The sequence below is a fragment of the Streptosporangium sp. NBC_01639 genome, from assembly GCF_045209755.1.
In the GTDB taxonomy this organism is placed as follows: domain Bacteria; phylum Actinomycetota; class Actinomycetes; order Streptosporangiales; family Streptosporangiaceae; genus Streptosporangium.
The window spans coordinates 6,251,097-6,270,765 of sequence record NZ_CP109272.1 but is presented as its reverse complement, the minus strand read 5'-3'; the positions used below and the strand labels follow the sequence as shown (position 1 = coordinate 6,270,765).

Genomic DNA, 19,669 nt, shown 5'->3' with positions numbered 1-19,669 from the left:
GTGCTTCACGTCCGACCCCGGGCCTTTGCACAAGACTCGGGGCCAGGCAGTCCCCCAACTGCCTGGCCCCGGCCTCCTCGCGGGCCTATCCTTCGTCTCCCCCAAGACTCCGGTGGCACCGCTCAGTGACGCGATCCCCCTCGCGTCCTGTATCCGGTGAAAGTCTCTGCAATGCTCCCCCCGGGCCTCGCAGAACCCCTTGACCTGCTTCAACACTACATAACCAAATGTAACGAGCACGCCATCCGCGGGTTGATTTTGGCCCTACACCCAGGCTTGACCCATTATTGCCAGACCAAAGGCAGGGAATGCCCGGACAAGGACGAAGCGGCCGACTGACCCGGCAGAGCGCTATTGGAGCGGCAGTTCGAGCCGGACCTCGCTTTTCTCCCTCAGGGCCCGGCTCACCGTGCAGTATTTCTCCTCCACCCGCTGGGCCACCGCGCGGAAGACCTCGGCCGCCTTCTCGTCCCCCTCCGGCAGCTCCACGTCGTAGGTGACGGTGATGGGCCCGAGCAACGTGGGCTCGGCCTTCTCGGCCTGGACGGTCATCGCCAGGCGGACCAGCCGATGGCCACGCTGCGCGGTGAGCGGCTCCACGGTGACGATGTTGCAGCCTCCGAGTGCCGCGAGGAGCAGCTCGACAGGGGTGAACACCCCCTGCTCGTCACCGCCGCCCATGGCGACTTCGGCCCCGCGGTCGTTGCGCGCCACATACCCGTCGTCGGTCCGCTCGACTCTCACCTGTGCCATGACGCTCCTCCCGTGACGTTGCCGGTCAGACTATCGACACGGGCAGAGCGGTCGAGAACCTAGGCTTCGGGATGTTTCGAGAGATAGTCGATGTAGAACGGGCGCAGTGCCTCGCCGAGTCGTCCCTCACCGGCCGCCATGGCGTCGCTGAGCAGGGCCGAGACCCTGCTGAGGTCGTTCGCCGTCTCACTCTCGTTCCCGGCGGACGCCTCAGCCGCGGGAATCACCTTGAGCAGTTCCCACAGGAAGGCGAAATCCCCGTGGTGTACGGCGTAGCGGACCGCGCGATCGTGTAGCTCCTGGGCGGGCAACCTCTCGAGTTCATCCGTCTCCAACTGACCCACCTCCTTTCGCCCCTCCTGCCCCAAAATTGTGACGATCATGCACAATCAGTGAACCAACCGGACGATCATCTTGCCGGTGTTGGCCCCGCGGAGCATGTCGATGAAAGCCTTCGGGGCGTTCTCCAGGCCGTCGACGACGGTCTCCTCGAAGGTGATCCTGCCGTCGCGGAGCCAGGCGCCCACCTCTTTCACCATGTCGGGCATCCGGTCGGAGTGGTCACCCACGATGAACCCCCGCAGGGTGAGCCTCTTGCCCACGGCCAGAAAGAGGTTGCTCGGCCCGGGGACCGGCTCGGCGGCGTTGTAGACGGAGACCGCCCCGCACATCGCGGTCCTGCCGTACGGCTTGAACGCGTCGAGGGCCGCCTCCAGGTGGTCGCCGCCGACGTTGTCGAAGTAGACGTCGATCCCGTCGGGCGCCACCTGGGCGAGTTGCCTGCGGACCGGGCCCGTCTTGTAGTTGAAGGCGGCGTCGAAGCCGAGCTTGCCGGTCAGGTAAGCGATCTTCTCCTGCGAGCCGGCGCTGCCCACGACCCGTGCGGCGCCCTTCAGCCGGGCGATCTGCCCGACCAGGCTGCCCACCGCACCCGCCGCGCCGGAGACGAACACCACGTCGCCCTCCTTGAAAGCGGCGATGTCCAACAGGCCCACGTAGGCGGTGAGGCCGGGCATGCCGAGCACGCCGAGGTAGGCCGAGAGCGGGACGCCGGGGATCTCCTCGATCTTGCGGGCCTCGCCGGCGTCCATGACGGCGTACTCCCGCCAGCCGTACCCGTGCAGGACGAGGTCGCCGGCGGCGAGGCCGGGCGCGTTCGACTCGACGACCTGGCCGACCGCGCCGCCGGCGAGGGGCGCGCCGAGTTCGAAGGGCGGCACGTAGGACTTGCCCGCGTTCATCCGTCCCCGCATGTACGGATCGACGCTCATGTACAGGTTGCGGACGAGCACCTGACCTTCACCGGGAGCGGGCGGCTCCGTCTCGGCCAGCTCGAAGTTCTCCGCCGTAGGCCATCCGGAGGGCCGCGAGGCGAGCCGGATCTCCCGCGACACCGTACGGCCGGCGGGTCCGGAGTGGTTGGACGTGTCATCGGACATGGTGAAGCTCCCTAGGCAGCGCGCACTCTCTTCCGAAGCCATTCCCCGCCGACGGTAGGGCGACGGACCATGGACGAAAGCTTTAACATCCGTGTCCACCGAGGTCGCCGGGAAAGGCGTGCCGCTCTCTTTCCGGGTCCGGCCGACCACCATTCCGGCGAGTCCCGTGACATAGCGTGTTTAGTGTCCCTATATATCCGCTTTTAGCGGAGTCAATCTATCGCCCATCCGATCTTCCATGCGAGGATGCCAAGCTGTGAAAATCATCGTCAAGATCCTGGCCGTGGCAGCCGCCCTCTGGGTGGCCACCCAGCTCGTCGCGGGCATCACGGTGTCCGCGGAGACCACCGTCAAGCAGATCGGCACCCTCCTCGTGGTCGCCCTCCTGTTCGGCGCCGTCAACGCGGTCCTCAAGCCGATCATCAAGACCCTGGGCTGCGCCTTCTACATCCTGACTCTCGGCCTGTTCGCGCTGGTGGTGAACGCCGGCCTGCTCCTGCTCACGAGCTGGCTCGCCGCCCAGTTCCACCTGCCCTTCCACGTGGAGGGTTTCTGGGCCGCCTTCTGGGGGGCGATCGTCGTCGGCCTGGTGAGCTGGCTGCTCGACCTGGTGCTCGGCGACTAGCCCGATGACCGTTGTCCTCGACGGCACGCGCCTGACCTGCGAGCAGGTCCACCTGGCGGCACACGGCTCCGGAGTCCTGCTGGGCTCCACCGACCGCGCGGAGACCTCCTGGCAGACGGCCCGTGCGCTGAGCGGGCCGCGGTACGGCCAGACCACCGGAGTGGGCGCCAACAAGGACGTCACGGTCGAGGCCACCGGCCTGGACCTGCTCCGCAGCCACGCCGGCGGCGGTGGCCCCCTCGTCGGGGAGGCACGCGCCCGCGCCACCCTCGTGGTCCGTCTCAACCAGCTCCTCGTCGGCGGCTCCGGACTCAACCCCGGCCTGCTGCCGGTGCTCGCCTCCGCCGTCAACCGGGGGTTCACTCCCCCGATCCGCACCTACGGCGCCATCGGCACCGGTGACCTCACCGCGCTGGCCACCACCGCCCTCTGCCTACTCGGCGAGCATCCCTGGAACGCGCCCTCCGGACCGGGAGACGGCGTCGCGCCCCGGTTCCCTCTGACCTCCGGCGACGCGCTCCCCTTCATCAGCTCGGGCGCGGCGACCCTGGCCGACGCCGCACTGGCCTGCCACCACCTGAGAGTCGTGTTCACCGCCATGACAGCCGTCGCGGCCCACTCCTTCCGGGCCGTCGACGCCTCGCTCGAACCGCTGGCGCACGCCGTACAGCTCCGGCCGGAGCAGGCGGCGGTCGCGGCCGACCTGCGTGCGCTGGTCGGCGTCACCGCCCCGCGCCGGGTCCAGGACCCGTACGGCTTCCGCGCCTTCCCCCAGGTTCACGGGGCCGCCCTGGCCGCCCTGGAGCGGGCGGAGCAGGTCGTCGGCGAGGAGCTCAACATCGCCCCGGAGAATCCGCTGATCACCGGGGGCCGGGCGTGGCACAACGGCAACTTCCACTCGGCACGGGTGGCGCTCGCCCTCGACGCCCTCAGGGCGGCTCTCGTGCAGACCGCGTCACTGAGCGCCGCCCGGCTCGCCACCATGACCGACCCCGCCCACACCGGCCTGCTGCCCTTCCTCGCCGAGCGGCCCGGCCTGTCCGGCGTGATGATCCTCGAATACGTCGCCCACTCCGCCCTGGCCGACCTCCGCCAGCTGGCCACCCCCGTCACCCTCGGCAGTGCCGTGCTCTCCCTGGGGACCGAGGACCACGCGAGCTTCACCCCCCAGGCCGCGCGGTCCACGCTCGGCGCCGCCGAACCGCTGGAGACGGTGCTGGCGTGCGAGCTGGTCACGGCCGTCCGGGCACTGCGCCAGCGCGGCCTCCCCTGCGACGTCGACCTGGACCCCCGGATGACCGACCGCCCCCTGGACGGCGACCTGGACGCGGCACGCGGGCTGCTGCCCGGCCTCGCCGGCCCGCTCCCGGCATGGGCCGGCGGAGGACGGTGAAAGCGGTGCCGCTCAGCCCACCGAGCCGCGTTCGCGGAGTTCGGGGGCCTGGACGATCCGCCGACGGCGGGTGTTCCCGTCGACGGCGGCCACGACCGCGCGGACGGCCGCGCGGACGATGCCGTCGATGTCCCAGTCGACCGTGGTCAGCCCGGGGCTGAGCAGCCCCGACATCGGGTGGTCGTCGTAGCCCATCACGGACACGTCGGCGGGGATCCGCAGGCCCTGTTCGGCGGAGGCCGCATAAACCCCGTAGGCGATGGAGTCGGCGAAGCAGAAGAACGCCCGGTGGCCGCCGGCCAGCAGGTGCCGGGCGACGTCCGTGGCGGCGGCGAGCGCCTGGGGCGCGGTGATCACCTCGATGTCCAGCCCCAGCCGCCCCGCCTCGGCCAGGACGTGCACGTCGGCCGGACGGTCGGGGGTGCTGGCCTGGGTGGGGGTGAGGACGGCGATGCGGCGGTGACCGCGCTCGCGCAGGTGCTCCAGAGCCAGGGTCACCCCGGCCCGGTTGTCGAACACGACCTCTCCCGCCGTGCGCGCCCCGGCCAGCGCGTCGCCGATCGACACCACCGGCAGGCTCTCGCACAGCTCGGCCCAGAACGACGCCGCCGGGTCCACCGGCTGCACGATCAGGGCGTCCACCCGCTGGTCGCGGAGCTGCCTGGCCAGTGTGCGCTCCCGGCCCGGGTCGCCGGCGGCGTCCAGGATGAGCGCGTAGCGGTCGTTGTCCTTCAGCGCCCGCCCGATGCCGACGGCCAGGGCCTGCTGCCAGAGGTCCTCCAGGGAGCCGCAGAGCAGGCCGATCATCCCGGTACGGCCGCTGGCCAGCGCGCGGGCGATGGGATCGGCTTCGTACCCGAGCTCGGCCGCCACCTTGCGAACCCGAACGATGGTCTCCTCGGAGACCTGCATGCCTCGCAGGGCATACGAGACGGAGGCCGGGGAGAGACCGGTGGCCTTCGCCACCTCGCGTATCGTCGCTCGCTTCCGTGGCTGCGGCATCCGACCAGCTTATGCCTCTGAGCCGCCCGAAGAGCGTTATCCACCGTATGACGGCGATTCAGGGCATTGACAACCGCAGAGGTGAAGCGGTTCACTGAAACGGTTCACTGAAACGCGTCACGTGGAAACGTGACAAGGTCAGGCCAGTTACCTATATTGTAGGTAGGAAATACCCCGAAGGGAGGTGGGGAAGTGACCGTTGACGTGCACCAGCACCTGTGGACGCCCGCGTTCGTGGACGCGCTCCGGCGTCGCACGGCCCCGCCGCGCCTCGACGGCTGGACCCTTCACCTGGACGGTGAGCCTCCCTACGAGGTCGATCCCGGTGATCACGACCTCGCCAGGCGCCTGGAGCTGAACGGCGGACTGGAGAAGGCCCTGGTGTCACTGTCCAGCCCGCTCGGCATCGAGTCGCTGGACCCCTCGGACGCCTGGCCGATCATCGACGCCTACCATGAGGACGCTCTCGCCCTGCCCGCCCCGTTCGGAGTCTGGGCCGCGACCTGCCTCAGTGAGATAGACCCGGCCAGACTCGCCAAGGCCCTCGACCAGGGGCCGGTCGGGCTGCAGTTGCCCGCGACGGCCGTACGGAACGGAGACGACCTCGCCAGGGTCGCCCCGCTGCTCGACGTCCTCACCGACCGCGACCTGCCGCTGTTCGTGCACCCCGGGCCGGCGGCCGAGGTCCGGGGGCCCGGCTGGTGGCCGGCCGTCGTCTCCTACGTGCAGCAGATGCACGCCTCCTGGTACGCATTCTCGACCTTCGGCCGTCCCCGCCACCCCGGGCTGCGGGTCTGCTTCGCGCTGCTGGCCGGACTGGCCCCGCTCCACTCCGAGCGGGTGATCAACCGCAGTGGCGAGGGCCGGGGTCTGGTGGACCCGGACCTGTTCCTGGAGACCTCCTCCTACGGCCCGCGCGCCATCGACGCGGTGGTCCGCGAGCTCGGCATCGACGTCGTGGTCAACGGCTCCGACGAGCCGTACGCCAGGGCCCCTGACCCCGCGCTCGGCGATGCCGCCCGGCACGCCGTCGCGGTCACCAATCCATATCGCCTGCTGAACCGGAAGGAGTCGCGCAAATGAACGTGAACCAATACCTGGGCCGTGAGCGCTGTGCGCTCCAGGGAGGCCGGCGATGAGCTACGAGACCCTGCCCGCCCGCGCCCTCGACCGTCGCGAGCTGCGCGACCTGGTCGACGAACTGGCCGCCGACCCGTCCCGCTGGGAGGCGGAGGTGGACTTTCCCGAAGATGGCGGCCGCCACTACGCCTCCCTCTATCGGGACGCCTACGTCGACATCTGGCTGCTGTGCTGGCGGCCGGAGGACGACACCGGCTGGCACGACCACGACATCTCCTCGGGCGCGGTCCGGGTGGTGGCCGGGACGTTGCTGGAGTGCAACCCCCGGATCGGCGGCGAGCACCTGGAGAACCTGGTCTCGGCGGGCGAGTCCTTCTCCTTCGGCCCCGACCACATCCACCGGCTGAACGGCGCCGTCGACCACAGCGTCTCGATCCACGCCTACTCGCCGCCGCTCTGGCGTCTGGGCCAGTACTCCATCAGCGACAGCGGCGTGATGCGCCGCGTCTCGGTCAGCTACGCCGACGAGCTGCGTCCCATGGACGAGGCCGCCCTCGTCTGACCGGACGACCGTCGGCTCCACCGGGGCGTTCCCGCGGCACGGCCCTGTTCCAGTGCCGGAACAGGGCCGTGTCGGCGTCACGGCTACCGTCTGTGGCTTTCCAGGGCTCCGAGGCCGGGCGTCCCGGAGCGCCCGGCCTCGGCCGTGAGTGGTCAGGGCACCGGGACATATCACCCTCCCGCTCCATCCCGGCGGCCGCGTGCTCGCCGTGCCCGGTCAGGGTCGCGGAGCCGTGTCGTCCTTCGCGCCCGAGCCGATGGCTGCGTGCTCGTCGTGGCCGTGGTCGCCGTCGAGCGGGATCTTCTCGCCGCCGTAGACCTTGCTCAGCTTGGCGCGGAGCCTGCCGAGCGGGCCACGCGCCTCGTCCGACGGGACGCCGTCGGCGCCGGCGCCGGTTTCTGCGATCATCGGGACCGGCTGCTTGCCGCGCACGTGGGCCTCGATGCCCGCGTCCTGTGGGACGTGGACCTCGATGTACTCACCGTTGGGCAGGCGCTTGATCACACCGGACTCCACGCCGTGCCCGATCACCGCGGCGTCGCTGCGCTGCAGGCCCAGGCAGATCCGGTAGGTGATGAAGTAGGCCACCGCCGGGCCGACGAAGATCAGCACCCGGCCGATGTAGGTCGTCCAGTTCAGCGAGACGTGGAAGAACGCGGCGATCTCGTCGTTCGCCCCCATCAGCCACAGAATGCCGTAGAACGTGACCGCGGAGATGCCGATCGAGGTGCGGTGCGGGTTGTTGCGGGGGCGCTCGGCGACGTGGTGCTCGCTGCGATCCCCGGTGACCCACCGCTCGATGAAGGGATACAGGGCCAGGCCCGTCATGATGATCCCCATCGGGACCAGCGCCGGGATCAGCACGCTCATCGGCAGCGTGAAGCCCAGGAAATTGATCTCCCATGCGGGCATCAGGCGGAGTGAACCCTCCAGGAAGCCCATGTAGAAGTCGGGCTGCGAACCCGCCGAGATGTCGGACGGCGTGTAGGGGCCGAACAGCCAGATCGGGTTGATCTGCGCGAAGGTGCCCAGCAGCGCGATGACGCCGAACGTGAACATGAAGTACGCGCCCGACTTGGCCATGAAGGACGGATACATCGGGGCGCCCACCACGTTGGTGTTCGTGCGGCCAGGACCCGGCATCTGGGTGTGCTTCTGCACCCACATCAGCATGAGATGAGCGGTGATGAGCGCCAGCAGGATGCCCGGGATGAGCAGGATGTGCATCGCGTAGAACCGCGAGACCACGTCCTCGCCGGGGTATTCGCCGCCGAACAGGAAGAAGGTGATCCAGGTGCCGACCAGCGGCAGCGAGATCATCACACCCTCGGTGATCCGCAGACCGGCGCCGGAGAGCAGGTCGTCGGGGAGGGAGTAGCCGGTCAGACCTTCGAGCAGGGCCAGCGTCAGCAGCCCGACGCCGATCAGCCAGTTGAACTCACGCGGCTTGCGGTACGCACCGGTGAAGAACACCCGGAGCATGTGCACCATCATGCCGGCGACGAACAGCAGGGCGGCCCAGTGGTGCATCTGCCGCATCAGCAGACCGCCGCGCACGTCGAAGCTGATGTGCAGCGACGAGGCGTAGGCCTCGGACATCATGACGCCCCTGAGCGGCTCGTAGGAGCCGTCGTAGACGACCTCACCCATGCTGGGCTTGAAGAAGAAGGTCAGGAAGGTGCCGGTCAGCAGCAGGATGACGAAGGAGTACAGCGCGATCTCGCCCAGCAGGAACGACCAGTGGTCGGGGAAGATCTTGCGCAGGTTGCGCTTGAGGAAGTTTCCCGCACCGATGCGGTCGTCGATGAAGCTGCTCGTGCTCGCTATGGGCTTCGGAATGGTTCCGCGGCTCACGCGTGGCCTCCGTTCTCACGGGCCTCGACCTCGGCGGCACCATGCTCCTGGCAACCAGAACTGACAGGACGACACAGCACATTGAGGATAATTAGCCGTCTTCCATCATCTACGGCGAACCACAGGCTCAGGCAAAGGCCGGACGACCGAACAGAAGATAAATCTGTCGATGTCAAAACTGCCGGGGTGGCGCAGTCCCGGGCCGCTCCGCCGAGGTGACCGGACGGCGGCCCTGCCTGTTCGAGCGGCCCGGCCTGTTCTGCGGCCCGGCCTATTCGGCGGCGGTCACGCGATGCGCCCGCTCCGCGCCCACCGGCGCCGGACGTCCCGCCAGGAACCCGGCGACCGACTGGAGCACGCACGCGCCGAACCCGGCCAGCAGCGGCAGCGTCCAGCCGCCCGAACTCTGGTGGAGTGCGCCGATCAGGAACGGCCCGAGCGCCGCCAGCACGTATCCGGCGGACTGCGCGACGGCCGACAGCGCGGTGACCGAGGTGGGGTCGGGGGCGCGCAGCGCGATGATCAGCAGGGCGAGCGCGATCGAGGCTCCCTGCCCTAGGCCCAGCACGATCATCCACAGCCAGGGGACGGCGGTCGGCGCGACCATCATGCCGACGTATCCCACGATGGTGAGCAGGACCGCGGCCGTCACATGCGGCACCTGCGACCGTGCCCTGCCCGCGAGGACCGGGACCGTGAGGGTGGCGGCGATCTGCGCCAGGTTGGTGAGGCCGAGCAGGTAGCCCGCCTGGTCCGCGGGGAGTCCCGCGTCACGGAAGATCGTGGGTATCCAGGCCAGCATGATGTAGAAGGTCAGCGACTGAAGGCCCATGTAGGCGGTGACGGCCCAGGTCATCCGGGCGCGCAGCAGCGCGCGGAACGGCCTGGGCGCGTTCCCGGCCCGCGCGGGGGGCCGTAGCGTTTGGGGCAGCCAGAGTACGGCCGCCGCCACGGCCGGGATCGCGGCCATCGCGGTCACCTCGCGCCAGCCGTACCCGGTGGCGTGCTCCAACGGCACCGTCAGTCCCGACGCGACGGCGGCCCCGAGCACCAGGCCGGAGACGTAGACCGAGGTGAACAGGCCGACCTGCGAGGGGAAGTGCTGTTTGACCACGCCCGGCATCACCACGTTCATGATGGCGATGGCCGTACCCGCCACGGCCGCTCCCACGTAGAGGGCGGGGATGCTGCCGGCGGCACGCAGTACCACCCCTGCGGCGAGGACCACCAGCCCGGCCAGCAGCGTGCGGTCCAATCCGAACCGGCGGGCCAGCAGCGGAGCGAGCGGGGCCAGGACGCCCAGGCAGACCACCATCACCGTGGTGATCGCGCCGCCACCGGCCGCGCTCAGCCCGAGGTCGGACATGATCTCGCCCAGCACCGGTGAGATCCCCGCCAGGGCGGGCCTGAGGTTGAGTGAGGCGAGTATCAACCCCGCGATCAGCAGGATCCGCGACGCTCTGATTCCCCGATCGGTCATTGCCTTACCTTCCCACAGCCCGGATATCGATGATCAGAGAGGTATCGAGCGACATATCGTCATATGGGACTGACAGACGTTCCGGTCTGCGCGGCAGGGCCCGGCACGCCGATGACAACGTTGTCGGCAGGCCGTACTTGGGCGATGATCGGATCGTGACCGACAGTGTCCGCGGACGCCCCACCATGAAAGACGTCGCGGCGGCGGCCGGGGTGGCGCTCAAAACCGTCTCCCGGGTCGTCAACGAGGAGCCGGGGGTCAACCCCGCCACCGCCGAACGGGTGCTGTCCGCCATCGAACGGCTCGGCTACCGGCGCAACGAGAGCGCCCGCGTGCTGCGCCGGGGCCGGACCGCGACCATCGGCCTGGTGATCGAGGACGTGGGCGACCCGTTCTACTCCGGGATCAGCCGCGCGGTCGAGGAGGTGGCGCTCCGGCACGGCTCGCTGGTGCTCAGCGGGTCCTCCGGGGAGGAGCCGCTACGCGAGCGGGAACTCGTCCTCACCTTCTGCTCCCGCCGGGTGGACGGTCTGATCATCGTGCCGGCCGGGACCGACCACGGATACCTCGGACCCGAGCTTGACGCGGGCGTCGCCGCCGTCTTCGCCGACCGTCCGGGTGGGCTGGACGTGGACACCGTGTTCTGCGACAACCGGAACGGGGCGCGCACCGGGGTGACCCACCTGATCCGGCACGGCCACCGCCGCATCGCCTTTCTCGGCGACCGGGCGTCCATCTTCACCGCGGCCGAGCGCCTGTACGGCTACCGCCGTGCCCTGACCGACGCGGGCCTGCCCGCCGACGAGTCCCTGGTCGCGATGGGCCCGCCGGAGCAGGCCGGGCCCGCGCTGGAGCTGATGCTCTCCGGCGAGGACCCGCCCACCGCGGTGTTCACCGGCAACGGCCGGATCACCGTGGCCGTGCTGCGCAGCGGGCACCGGCTCGCCATGGTCGGTTTCGACGACTTCGAGCTCGCCGACCTGCTGGTGCCCGGAGTGACCGTGGTGGCCCAGAATCCCTCCCGGCTCGGCCGGACCGCGGCCGAGCTGCTCTTCCGCCGCATCGACGGCGAACCGGGTCCCGCCCGCCGGATCGAGCTGCCGACCCGCCTCATCCCCCGTGGCTCGGGCGAGCTCGGCCCGTAGAGCACCCTTTCCCCGTCAGGTCAGGACGGCTTCCACCGCTTCCCCGTCAGGTCAGGACGGCTTCCACCGCGGCGTCCGTTCCCTTGTCGAGCGCGCGCCGACCGGCCTGCTGGATGCCGGGAACCAATGCGGCGCCGGCCCCGCCTGCGACGGCGGCCCTGGCGAGCGCGGCGGCGACAAGGCCATACTGCAGAAGCGTGACGCCTTTGTGCGCGAGCACGATCCCTGCGCTCACCTGGAGGCCGAGCCCGGCCACCCGGATCCCGCTGACGGCGTCCCCGATGTTCCTGTTCGCCCCTTCGGGATGGTGGAAATTCTGTACGAAGGCGGTGACACCGGCTCCGCGGCTGGTGGCGGCGACGGCTTCCGAACTCCCGGTTCCGTCGGCCAGGTGCTCCCGCAGACGATCGGCGTGCCGGTCGTGCCCCCCGCCCATGGCCACGAGACCGTTCACGTCGCCGTCCGGGAAGAGATGCCCCAGGAAATCCCCCACCGCGGAGAGCGGCCCCTCGGGAAGCTCAAGACCCACTCGGCATCACCCTCACGTGAGAAGACCGTCGACGTGTTCACCGGAGAGCTTCTCACCCGACCGGTACGTGGCGGTCATCGCCTGCAAACCGCCCGCATAGGCGCGGTACTCGTCCAGATTGCTCTGCACGCAGTCTTTGATCGCTTCGTACGCGCTTCCGTAGCACATGCCGATCGCCTCACCGACGGCGTTGTTGACGCCCCATGGCTGGCCGTAGGACACCACCCCTTCGAGAAAGGCCAGGGTCTCGGCCTGAGCCCGCGCATGGGCATCGGCGATCCCTTCTCCCGAACGCCGCAGTTGCGCGTAGTCGACCTCCAGTTCGGCGCCCACGCCACCCTCCTGTCTCCCCGCCGTCGATCCCGATCTCCCCGCCGTCAATCCCGAGGCCGGATACTCCCCATGAACGCATTCAACGCCTGCCCGTACACCCGCAGCTGCGTGACACCCGACTCCTGGAGCTCCCCGATCCGAGCCATGATCTCGTCAGGGCCGGCTCCGCGGCGCTCCTGGAGCTCCTGGAGTCCGTCGACGGCCTGGTTGACCGCACTCACCAGGTGGTCGCACAGCTCCGCCGTCCCGCGCATCGCCCGCTGCTGGATCGTCACCGACACGAGCCTGGGGCCGGGCCCGCAGACCACCCGGACCATCTGCCGGGCGGCGAGTCCTTCTCCCAGCGGTTCCTCCGCCTCGTCATGGGACGCTCCGCCGACGGCCTCCAGCACGTCGATCAGCTGATCGAACATCTGCCGGAAGTCCAGGCTCGGCACCTCGGCGGCGACGTCCGCCTCCTGCCGGAGTTTCCGGGCGCTCGCCTGTATCGAGCCGGTGACATGGCCCATCTGCACGTCGAAATCATCTCGGATCTCCCGGAACTGCCGGGCCAGGGCCAGCGGATCGACCGCCGGGAAGGGATCCGGACCCGACTGGTCGACGATGTCGTCCAACGCCGCGTTCACGGCCGCCAGCACGTGACCGGCAAGCTTCTCCGGGGTCAGGGACAACGATCGCGCGTCCATGGTGAGCGATGCCAGCCGTCCATCGACGACGACCGCCCGGACCGGGCCCGCCTCACCGCTGCCGCGCACCCCGAACTCCCACCCTGAACCCGCGTCGATCCCGGCAACACCTGATCGCTCGGCTGACCGCGGCCGACCCTTCGGTCGCCCCCTGCGAGGACCGCGCCCACGAGCCTGATGTCCGGGAAGATGCCTCTTGACCGCCTGATATTCAAGCAGTAATCGCATCGACTGTCATGGAAACGTGCCATATCTCCCAGTGTCGACACCGGTCACCGCTCACCGCGCAGATCACACTACGGTGTGGTGATTTTCATGCCTACCATCGGGAGTTTCAACCCGGCTCGGCGTAGTGGGTCCGGAGTCGGGAGGACCTCACCGGCTTTGAAACCGAGATGTTCGTAGAATCCGACCGCGGGTGTGTTCAGCGCCACCTGTAGGTCCACGCTCGTCGAGCGGGGAAGGCCGGTCAAGCCTCTTTCGAGCAGTTGCCGCCCTATACCGAGGCCCTGGACTTCTGGATGGACGTACAGGCCGCTGACCGTTGCTCCGGTCTTGTGCCGCGTGACCTCGCAGAACCCGACGACGTTCTGGCCGGACCGGGCGACAAGCAGGCCCTCGCCACGCGCCGCCCGCTCCCAGTCACCCTTCTTGCGAGGCGCGAGGTCGTCTCTGACGAACCGGGCGAGGGCTTCACCGTCCATCCCCGGCACCCCGGCGTAGGCGTCCTGAAAGGCATCCAGGTGGACCCGCAGGATGCCCGCCGCGTCATCGGGTCTTACCGGGGCTATCTGTATACCGGCCGCCCTGCTGCCGCCGGCCCGTTTCGCGGGCAGCCGCAGAAACCCTCCGACGACCGCGAAGAGGCCTCTGTGGCCGCCGACCGGAAACCTAGGCATCGGCGACGACCATGGTGATCGCGGTGGTGCGGAGCAGGTCGGCGGCCTTCGGCACCGCCCCCGTGACCGCCGTGAGGCGGGAATCGACGACGTGGGACACCCTGGCTCCCGTCCTTCTCATCATCCGACGTGGCCGGCTCCGGGACCGGACCACACGTCGCACCCGCCCGCAGAGCCACGCCCTGCGCACCGCAGATCGTCCGGCCCCGTTGAGATCCGACGGTCCGCGTACTTTATCGAAGACCTCCGGCGTTGATCCGCAGCCATGTCGGCCGCCGGTCAGCCCTTCAGCGCTCCGGCCATGAGACCGCGCATGAAGAACCGGCCGAGCAGGACGTAGATCACCATGGTGGGGACGGAGGCGAGCAGGGCCGCGGCCATCTGCTGGCTGTAGGGGACGGTCTGGGCTCCGGCGATGTTGTTGAGCATCACCGTGGTGGGCCAGCTCTGCGGTCCGGTGAGGAAGACGGCGAACAGGAAGTCGTTCCACATCGAGGTGAACTGCCAGATGATCACCACCGCGAAGGCGGGCCCGGAGACCGGCAGCACCACCGACCGGTAGGTCCGCAGCATCCCCGCGCCGTCCACCCGGGCCGCCTCGATGAGCTCGTCCGGGATGGTGACGTAGTAGTTGCGGAAGATCAGCGTGCAGATCGGGATGCCGTAGACCACGTGGGTGAGGAGCAGCCCCGGGATCGCGCCGTAGAAGACGCCCGGCACCCCGGTGAGGTCCTGGGTGATCTCGTTGAACTTCACCAGGAGCTGGACCAGCGGGATCATGACGCCCTGGTAGGGGATGAACATGCCGAACAGGAACAGCGTGAACAGCACGTCGGCGCCGGGGAAGCGCCACTTCGACAGCACGTAGCCGTTCATGGAGCCCAGCGCGGCGGAGATCAGCGCACCTGGTACGGCCAGCAGCACGCTGTTCCATATACCGGGTGCGAGCTTCTCCCACGCCACCCGCCACGGCTGCAGCGTCCACACCTCCGGCAGTGCCCAGGCCCGGCCGGGGTCGGCCTCGGTCAGCGGCTTGAAGCTGGTGACCAGCAGCACGTAGACCGGGATCAGGAAGATCACCAGAAAGGCGACCAGCAGCGTCAGCCGGACGCCGCGCGTCCAGCCCGCCCGCCGTCTGGCCCGCTCCCCGGACGCCTGTGCCCCCACCGGAGGGATCCGGGTCTCGGTGACCGTCATGACCGCTTCTCCTTGCGAAGGGTCCAGACGAGATAGGGGATGACGAAGAGGCTCACCGCGAGCACGATGTAGGACGCGATGGTGGCCCCCTTGGCCGGGTCGTGGGAGTCGAAGACCGCGACCCACATGAACACGGCGGGGACGTCGGTGATGATCTGCTTGCCGGAGACCGCCATGATCAGGTCGAAGACCTTCAGCGAGATGTGGCCGAGGATGATCAGCGCGGACAGCGTCACCGGCCGGAGCAGCGGCAGCACGATGTGCTGGTAGACCTGCCACTCGGTGCAGCCGTCCACCCGGGCGGCCTCCCGGAGGTCCTCGGGGACACCCCGGAAGCCCGCCAGGAACAATGCCATGACATATCCAGACATTTGCCAGATTGCTGGGATGGCCATGGCCGCCATCCCCCAGTCCGGGTTCCGGAACCACTCCCACTGCAGGAAGTCCAGGCCCAAATTATCGAAGAGCCGGTTCAGCCCGACCGCCCGCTCGTCCTGGCCGGAGTTCATCAGCCAGCGCCAGACCACCCCGGTCGCCACGAATGAGATCGCCATCGGGAACAGGTAGATCGTCCGGAAGGTCCCCTCGCCCCTGATCCCCTTCTCCATCAGGAACGCCAGCAGCCAGCCCAGCACCAGCGCCCCGGCCACGAACACCACGGTGAAGACGATCGCGTGGTCGACCGAGATGCCCCACCGCTTCTGGTCCCAGAGCGAGACGAAGTTCTCCAGGCCGACGAAGCTCCCCTCGGAGACCTCGTCGTGCTTGTCGGTCATGGCCAGCCGGAAGTTCCAGCCGAGCATGCCGTACACGAAGACCGCGATGGCGATGATCGACGGCGTGACCAGCAGCAACCCCGGAAGCCACCTGCGCACCCGTGTCACTTGCACCCTTTCTCCGGATTGGGGGAGGTACGGCCCGCGGCACCGCGGGCCGTACCGGGTATCACTGACCCGAGCTCTTGGCGGCCTCGGCCAGTGCGGCCTGGAGCGCCGCCACGTCCTTGTCCCCGTGGAACAGGCCGACCGCCTCGTTGATCGAGACGCGCCAGGCGTCGTTGACGTTGACGCCGTGCTGGATGGACCCGGCGAGCTTGTTGCTCCCCCAGTCCTTCAGCGCGTCGGCGAGGTAGTCGGTGTAGAGGGAGGTGTCGGCGTCCTTACGGGCCGGGATAGACCCCTTCTTGGGGTTGAAGGCGTCCTGGCCCTCCTTGCTCGCCGCCACCTTCAGCCAGGCCACCGCCCCGTCGCGGTTCGGTGCGCCCTTGGGCAGGGTGAAGCTGTCCGACAGCCACATGAAGGTGCCGCCGGTGCCGGGCGAGGGCGCCCAGTCGAAGTCGGTCTTGGACGTCTTGCCCAGGCCGCCGTCCGGCGGGTTGTGGAAGTAGCCGTAGGCCCAGTCGCCCATGATCGTGAACGCGGCCTCACCGTCGGCCACCTGCTTGGCGGCGGGCTGCCAGTCGTCGGCCGGGTCGCCGGCGTAGGACAGGACCGTCTTGAAGTCGTTCAGCGCCTTGGTCATGGCCGGACCCGACCAGTCGGAACCCGCGGTCCAGAGCCGGTTGTAGGCGTCGGTGCCGAGGGAGCCGAGCAGCACACTCTCCAGCAGGTGCACCATGGTCCACTCGGAGCCGATCGCGAGCGGGATCTTGCCCGTCTTCTTGACCTTCTCCAGGGCCGCGACGAACTCCTCGATCGTCTTGGGGACCTCGGCGACACCCGCCTCCTTGAGCACGCCGGGGTTGAACCACATCACGTTGGAGCGGTGGATGTTGACCGGGACGGAGTAGATCTTCCCTGCCACACTGATCTGATCGATCAACTGCTGCGGGAAGACGTCCTTCAGCTTGAGCTCGTCGTAGAGGAAGTTGACCGGCTCCAGGTCGCCGGCCTTGATGTAGCCCTGCAGTTCCGCGCCCGCGTGCCCCTGGAAGGTGTCCGGCGGCGTGTCGGCCTGCAGTTTGGTGGCCAGCAGCGCACGGGCCTTGTCGCCGGAACCACCCGCCACGGCCGCGTCGAAGAAGGTCAGACCGGTGTTCTGCTTCTCGAAGATCTCTTTCATGGCCTTCAGGCCGTCGGCCTCGCCTGGTCCGGTCCACCAGGAGAAGACCTCGACCTTCTTCTTCGCGTCAGCTTGCGGGCTCTGCGCGGCACCACCGCCGTCACCACAGGCGGTCAGGGTGAGCAGGCCTGCCACGGTGACCGCGACGGCCGCCATCCACCGTCGTCGCATAGCTTCCCGTCCCTTCGGGGTCGAGGTTTCACAGATTCCCCCCGAGAAAGATGACAACGTTGTCAGCATTGCTATCAACCCACTTCACACCGAGCGACGTCAAGGTGCGCGCGGATAACTTCTCCGCATTTTGATCTAGGCCGTACCCCGTGAGGCAGAGGGGATCCCGGGCTGCACGTGGGTGGCGTCGTAGCCGGCCCGGGCCGCCCGCAGATCGTCGTCGTGGACGACCGCCCATCGGCTCAGCACGAGCAGCGACTCCCGTAACGAGTGGCCCAGATGGGTGAGCGTGTACTCCACCCGCGCCGCGGCACCCGGGTGGGCGGTACGGCTGACCAGGCCGTCCCGTTCCAGGGTGCGGAGCGTGCGGGTGAGCATCCGCCGGCTGAGGCCCTCCACCGAGCGGTCCAGCTCGTTGAAGCCGCGGCTCCCCCCGGCCAGCAGAGACAGGACCACCGGGGTCCACTTGTCGCCGACCCGGCGCAGCACGGCGGTCGCCGGGCAGCTCTCGTGCTCGTCCGGCGTGACCGGAACGGCGACGCCGACATCGGTCGGGTGGTCGTGGGGAGGGGACATCAATGTGCCTTCTTTCGCGGACGGCCTCTGCACGTCGATGCTCAAGGCTACGTATCACCCCATAATCGAGGAGCTTCATATGATCGTGGTGAGCGGAGCGTCAGGAAACCTGGGCCGCCGCATTGTCGAACACCTTCTCCAGCGCGTCGACGCCTCCCGGGTGACGGCGCTGTCGCGTACCCCCGACAAGGCCGCCGATCTCGGGGTCGGGACCCGGTTCGCCGACCTCGCCGATCCCGGCAGCCTGATCGGCGCGTTCGACGGTGCGGAACGCCTGCTCATCATGAGTCTCGGGCCCGTCCCGCAGCGGCTGAGCCTGCAGACCGAAGCGATCGACGCCGCGGTCAAGGCGGGCGTCGGCCATGTCGTCTACACCTCGATCGTCCGGGCCGGCGAGCCGGGCAATCCCGTGCGGGTCGCGGCCGACCACCGCGATACAGAGCGGATCCTGATGGAGTCGGGGCTGCCGTTCACCGTGCTGCGCTTCAACACCTGGCCGGAGATGTGGACCCTGGCGGGGATAGCACCATGTGCGGTCGCCGCCGGTGTCCTGCCCAGCAACACCGGGCAGGGCCGAGTCGGCTACATCACCCGCGACGACAGTGCCGCCGTGGCCGCCGCCGTGCTCGCCGAGGGTGGCAGCAGCGGGCAACTGCTGGAGGTCACCGGACCGGAGGCGGTGACCGACGCCGACATCGCCGCCGCGCTGACCGAGGCCACCGGCCGGCGGGTCCGCCACCAGCCGGTCAGTGACGAGGAAATGGCTCCGGCGCTCCTCGCACAGGGCGTACCGGAACCCATTGCCCTCGGTTGGAGCGCGACAGGAGCCACGAAACGGGATGGATGGTTTGATATCACCACGCACGCGGTCCAGCGCCTGACCGGCCGGTCACCCGCGTCGATCACCGAGTTCTTCACCTCGCATCGCGAGGAGCTGCTCGGCGACTGAACCTCTCCCCCCGCGCGGAGCGGCCCGGCGGCTGAACCTCTCGCCCCGCGCGGAGCGGCCCGGCCGGTCCACGCGATGCCTAGACGCGCTGGACCGCTCCGTCGAGCAGGGCCATCACGGTGACGCCGAAGTCGTGGATGGTCGACGACAGTTCGAGAGGCGAGAGGCCGGGGGCCACCACGACCAGGGCGCCGCGCATCAGGGCCAGCCCGACCAGGGTCGTCATGGCCAGGGTGTTGCCCGCCAGAGGCCAGGTCACCAGCAGGACGTCCGACTTCTCCAGCACGGCGAGCCTGTCCAGCTCCCGCATCCGGACGATCAGATCATGGTGGGTGAGCAGCCCCTCGTCCTCGGTCAGCAGGGCGGGCTGCACGGACGGATCGAACAGGGGCAGCGGGCCGGGTTCGAGCAGCAGCAGATCGGCGAAGTCGACGGTGTCACGGGCCGGGCCGAAGGCGATCACCTGCCGGACCCTGGAGTCCTCGGCGGCCTGCAACGACGCCTCCGCCAGATCAGGGGTCGTGATGAGCAGCCGGGCGTCCCACCGGACCAGCAGCCCGGCCATCTCGCCGCTGCCGAACCCCACCGGGGCCGCCACCCCGCCGGCCGCGATGACGGTGTGCACCGCCAGGGTCTGCGCGGCGGCGTTGTCCACGTGGATCCCCGCCACCTGACGGCGCCGGGCACCCCGCCGGACCAGACCCGATGCCCCTCGCGTCACCTCGTCGGCCAGGCGGCGGTGGCCGTACACCACTCCCGCGTCGAGATCGATCAGCGCGGGCCGGTCACCCCGCTCGTACGCGTAACCGAACACCGCCTCGGTGAGGGTGCCCTTGATGGACGAGGTGGGTCTCATACCGCCGACGGTATGGGCGGCCCCTTCGCCCAGGCATCGGCAGATGTATGTAGATGGGTATGTATTCGAAAACCCGCTC

21 protein-coding genes are annotated in these 19,669 nt (G+C 69.1%); 6 read left to right on the top strand and 15 right to left on the bottom strand.

From position 1 onward, the window contains the following. Positions 1–351: 351 nt before the first annotated feature. From OHA77_RS28700 to OHA77_RS28690, 3 genes are read right to left on the bottom strand one after another with little or no spacing between them, the layout of a single operon-like run. Positions 352–753 (bottom strand): OsmC family protein, encoded by a 402-nt coding sequence (locus tag OHA77_RS28700; RefSeq protein WP_406312515.1) that lies wholly within the window; start codon positions 751–753, stop codon positions 352–354. A gap of 59 nt (positions 754–812) precedes the next feature. Continuing rightward, a complete protein-coding gene (locus OHA77_RS28695; RefSeq protein ID WP_326825085.1) occupies positions 813–1,097 on the bottom strand; it encodes a hypothetical protein in 285 nt (94 codons plus the stop codon). A gap of 45 nt (positions 1,098–1,142) precedes the next feature. Further along, positions 1,143–2,192, bottom strand: a complete 1,050-nt coding sequence (locus tag OHA77_RS28690) for an NADP-dependent oxidoreductase (protein WP_406312514.1) — start codon at positions 2,190–2,192, stop codon at positions 1,143–1,145. A gap of 256 nt (positions 2,193–2,448) precedes the next feature. Between OHA77_RS28690 and OHA77_RS28685 the strand changes: the two genes are divergently transcribed. Both OHA77_RS28685 and OHA77_RS28680 read left to right on the top strand, forming a co-directional pair. Beyond that, a complete protein-coding gene (locus OHA77_RS28685) occupies positions 2,449–2,817 on the top strand; it encodes a phage holin family protein (protein ID WP_406312513.1) in 369 nt (122 codons plus the stop codon). Positions 2,818–2,821: 4 nt separating this feature from the next. After that, on the top strand, positions 2,822–4,210 hold the full coding sequence (locus OHA77_RS28680) for an aromatic amino acid lyase (RefSeq protein ID WP_406312512.1): 1,389 nt from the start codon (positions 2,822–2,824) through the stop codon (positions 4,208–4,210). Positions 4,211–4,222: 12 nt separating this feature from the next. On the opposite strand, the gene OHA77_RS28675 is transcribed toward OHA77_RS28680, so the two are convergent. Then, positions 4,223–5,212, bottom strand: a complete 990-nt coding sequence (locus OHA77_RS28675; protein ID WP_406312511.1) for a LacI family DNA-binding transcriptional regulator — start codon at positions 5,210–5,212, stop codon at positions 4,223–4,225. 192 nt (positions 5,213–5,404) lie between these two features. On the opposite strand from OHA77_RS28675, the gene OHA77_RS28670 reads away from it, so the two are divergent. Together OHA77_RS28670 and OHA77_RS28665 are read left to right on the top strand one after the other, a co-directional pair. Beyond that, positions 5,405–6,295 (top strand): amidohydrolase family protein, encoded by an 891-nt coding sequence (locus OHA77_RS28670; protein ID WP_406312510.1) that lies wholly within the window; start codon positions 5,405–5,407, stop codon positions 6,293–6,295. Between the two features lie 52 nt (positions 6,296–6,347). Continuing rightward, on the top strand, positions 6,348–6,854 hold the full coding sequence (locus OHA77_RS28665) for a cysteine dioxygenase (RefSeq protein WP_406312509.1): 507 nt from the start codon (positions 6,348–6,350) through the stop codon (positions 6,852–6,854). 216 nt (positions 6,855–7,070) lie between these two features. Here OHA77_RS28665 and OHA77_RS28660 read toward each other — a convergent pair whose 3' ends face one another. Beyond that, positions 7,071–8,708 (bottom strand): cytochrome bc complex cytochrome b subunit, encoded by a 1,638-nt coding sequence (locus tag OHA77_RS28660; RefSeq protein WP_406312508.1) that lies wholly within the window; start codon positions 8,706–8,708, stop codon positions 7,071–7,073. A 271-nt stretch (positions 8,709–8,979) separates the two neighbouring features. Next, positions 8,980–10,188, bottom strand: coding sequence for a CynX/NimT family MFS transporter (locus OHA77_RS28655; RefSeq protein WP_406312507.1), 1,209 nt, complete (start codon positions 10,186–10,188; stop codon positions 8,980–8,982). Between the two features lie 155 nt (positions 10,189–10,343). Between OHA77_RS28655 and OHA77_RS28650 the strand changes: the two genes are divergently transcribed. Further along, the gene (locus OHA77_RS28650; RefSeq protein ID WP_406312506.1) at positions 10,344–11,333 is read left to right on the top strand and encodes a LacI family DNA-binding transcriptional regulator; all 990 of its coding nucleotides are present in this window, start codon (positions 10,344–10,346) and stop codon (positions 11,331–11,333) included. A gap of 46 nt (positions 11,334–11,379) precedes the next feature. On the opposite strand, the gene OHA77_RS28645 is transcribed toward OHA77_RS28650, so the two are convergent. From OHA77_RS28645 to OHA77_RS28610, 8 genes are all read right to left on the bottom strand, one after another. Then, the gene (locus tag OHA77_RS28645) at positions 11,380–11,862 is read right to left on the bottom strand and encodes a hypothetical protein (RefSeq protein WP_406312505.1); all 483 of its coding nucleotides are present in this window, start codon (positions 11,860–11,862) and stop codon (positions 11,380–11,382) included. Positions 11,863–11,874: 12 nt separating this feature from the next. Further along, the gene (locus OHA77_RS28640) at positions 11,875–12,195 is read right to left on the bottom strand and encodes a hypothetical protein (protein WP_406312504.1); all 321 of its coding nucleotides are present in this window, start codon (positions 12,193–12,195) and stop codon (positions 11,875–11,877) included. A gap of 44 nt (positions 12,196–12,239) precedes the next feature. Continuing rightward, complete coding sequence (locus OHA77_RS28635; protein ID WP_406312503.1) at positions 12,240–12,950, bottom strand: hypothetical protein; 711 nt, start codon at positions 12,948–12,950, stop codon at positions 12,240–12,242. 227 nt (positions 12,951–13,177) lie between these two features. Beyond that, positions 13,178–13,780, bottom strand: coding sequence for a GNAT family N-acetyltransferase (locus OHA77_RS28630; protein WP_406312502.1), 603 nt, complete (start codon positions 13,778–13,780; stop codon positions 13,178–13,180). A 279-nt stretch (positions 13,781–14,059) separates the two neighbouring features. After that, a complete protein-coding gene (locus OHA77_RS28625) occupies positions 14,060–14,977 on the bottom strand; it encodes a carbohydrate ABC transporter permease (protein WP_406312500.1) in 918 nt (305 codons plus the stop codon). Beyond that, positions 14,974–15,861, bottom strand: coding sequence for a carbohydrate ABC transporter permease (locus OHA77_RS28620; RefSeq protein ID WP_406319888.1), 888 nt, complete (start codon positions 15,859–15,861; stop codon positions 14,974–14,976). The genes OHA77_RS28625 and OHA77_RS28620 overlap by 4 nt, the downstream gene beginning before the upstream one ends. Positions 15,862–15,922: 61 nt before the next feature. Next, the gene (locus OHA77_RS28615; protein WP_406312499.1) at positions 15,923–17,209 is read right to left on the bottom strand and encodes an ABC transporter substrate-binding protein; all 1,287 of its coding nucleotides are present in this window, start codon (positions 17,207–17,209) and stop codon (positions 15,923–15,925) included. Positions 17,210–17,344: 135 nt separating this feature from the next. Then, complete coding sequence (locus OHA77_RS28610; protein ID WP_406312498.1) at positions 17,345–17,785, bottom strand: winged helix-turn-helix transcriptional regulator; 441 nt, start codon at positions 17,783–17,785, stop codon at positions 17,345–17,347. A gap of 79 nt (positions 17,786–17,864) precedes the next feature. Here OHA77_RS28610 and OHA77_RS28605 point away from each other — a divergent pair, with 79 nt between their 5' ends. After that, positions 17,865–18,734 (top strand): NAD(P)H-binding protein, encoded by an 870-nt coding sequence (locus OHA77_RS28605; RefSeq protein WP_406312497.1) that lies wholly within the window; start codon positions 17,865–17,867, stop codon positions 18,732–18,734. A gap of 79 nt (positions 18,735–18,813) precedes the next feature. On the opposite strand, the gene OHA77_RS28600 is transcribed toward OHA77_RS28605, so the two are convergent. Further along, positions 18,814–19,590, bottom strand: a complete 777-nt coding sequence (locus OHA77_RS28600) for an AMP-binding protein (protein ID WP_326825105.1) — start codon at positions 19,588–19,590, stop codon at positions 18,814–18,816. Between the last annotated feature and the right edge of the window lie 79 nt (positions 19,591–19,669).

Excerpts from the sequence above, each read along its gene's own strand:
- OHA77_RS28700 (WP_406312515.1), bottom strand. The coding sequence starts at position 753 with ATGGCACAGGTGAGAGTCGAGCGGACCGACGACGGGTATGTGGCGCGC.
- OHA77_RS28690 (WP_406312514.1), bottom strand. The coding sequence starts at position 2,192 with ATGTCCGATGACACGTCCAACCACTCCGGACCCGCCGGCCGTACGGTG.
- OHA77_RS28680 (WP_406312512.1), top strand. The coding sequence starts at position 2,822 with ATGACCGTTGTCCTCGACGGCACGCGCCTGACCTGCGAGCAGGTCCAC.
- OHA77_RS28675 (WP_406312511.1), bottom strand. The coding sequence starts at position 5,212 with ATGCCGCAGCCACGGAAGCGAGCGACGATACGCGAGGTGGCGAAGGCC.
- OHA77_RS28665 (WP_406312509.1), top strand. The coding sequence starts at position 6,348 with ATGAGCTACGAGACCCTGCCCGCCCGCGCCCTCGACCGTCGCGAGCTG.
- OHA77_RS28655 (WP_406312507.1), bottom strand. The coding sequence starts at position 10,188 with ATGACCGATCGGGGAATCAGAGCGTCGCGGATCCTGCTGATCGCGGGG.
- OHA77_RS28630 (WP_406312502.1), bottom strand. The coding sequence starts at position 13,780 with ATGCCTAGGTTTCCGGTCGGCGGCCACAGAGGCCTCTTCGCGGTCGTC.
- OHA77_RS28625 (WP_406312500.1), bottom strand. The coding sequence starts at position 14,977 with ATGACGGTCACCGAGACCCGGATCCCTCCGGTGGGGGCACAGGCGTCC.
- OHA77_RS28615 (WP_406312499.1), bottom strand. The coding sequence starts at position 17,209 with ATGCGACGACGGTGGATGGCGGCCGTCGCGGTCACCGTGGCAGGCCTG.
- OHA77_RS28610 (WP_406312498.1), bottom strand. The coding sequence starts at position 17,785 with ATGTCCCCTCCCCACGACCACCCGACCGATGTCGGCGTCGCCGTTCCG.
- OHA77_RS28605 (WP_406312497.1), top strand. The coding sequence starts at position 17,865 with ATGATCGTGGTGAGCGGAGCGTCAGGAAACCTGGGCCGCCGCATTGTC.
- OHA77_RS28600 (WP_326825105.1), bottom strand. The coding sequence starts at position 19,590 with ATGAGACCCACCTCGTCCATCAAGGGCACCCTCACCGAGGCGGTGTTC.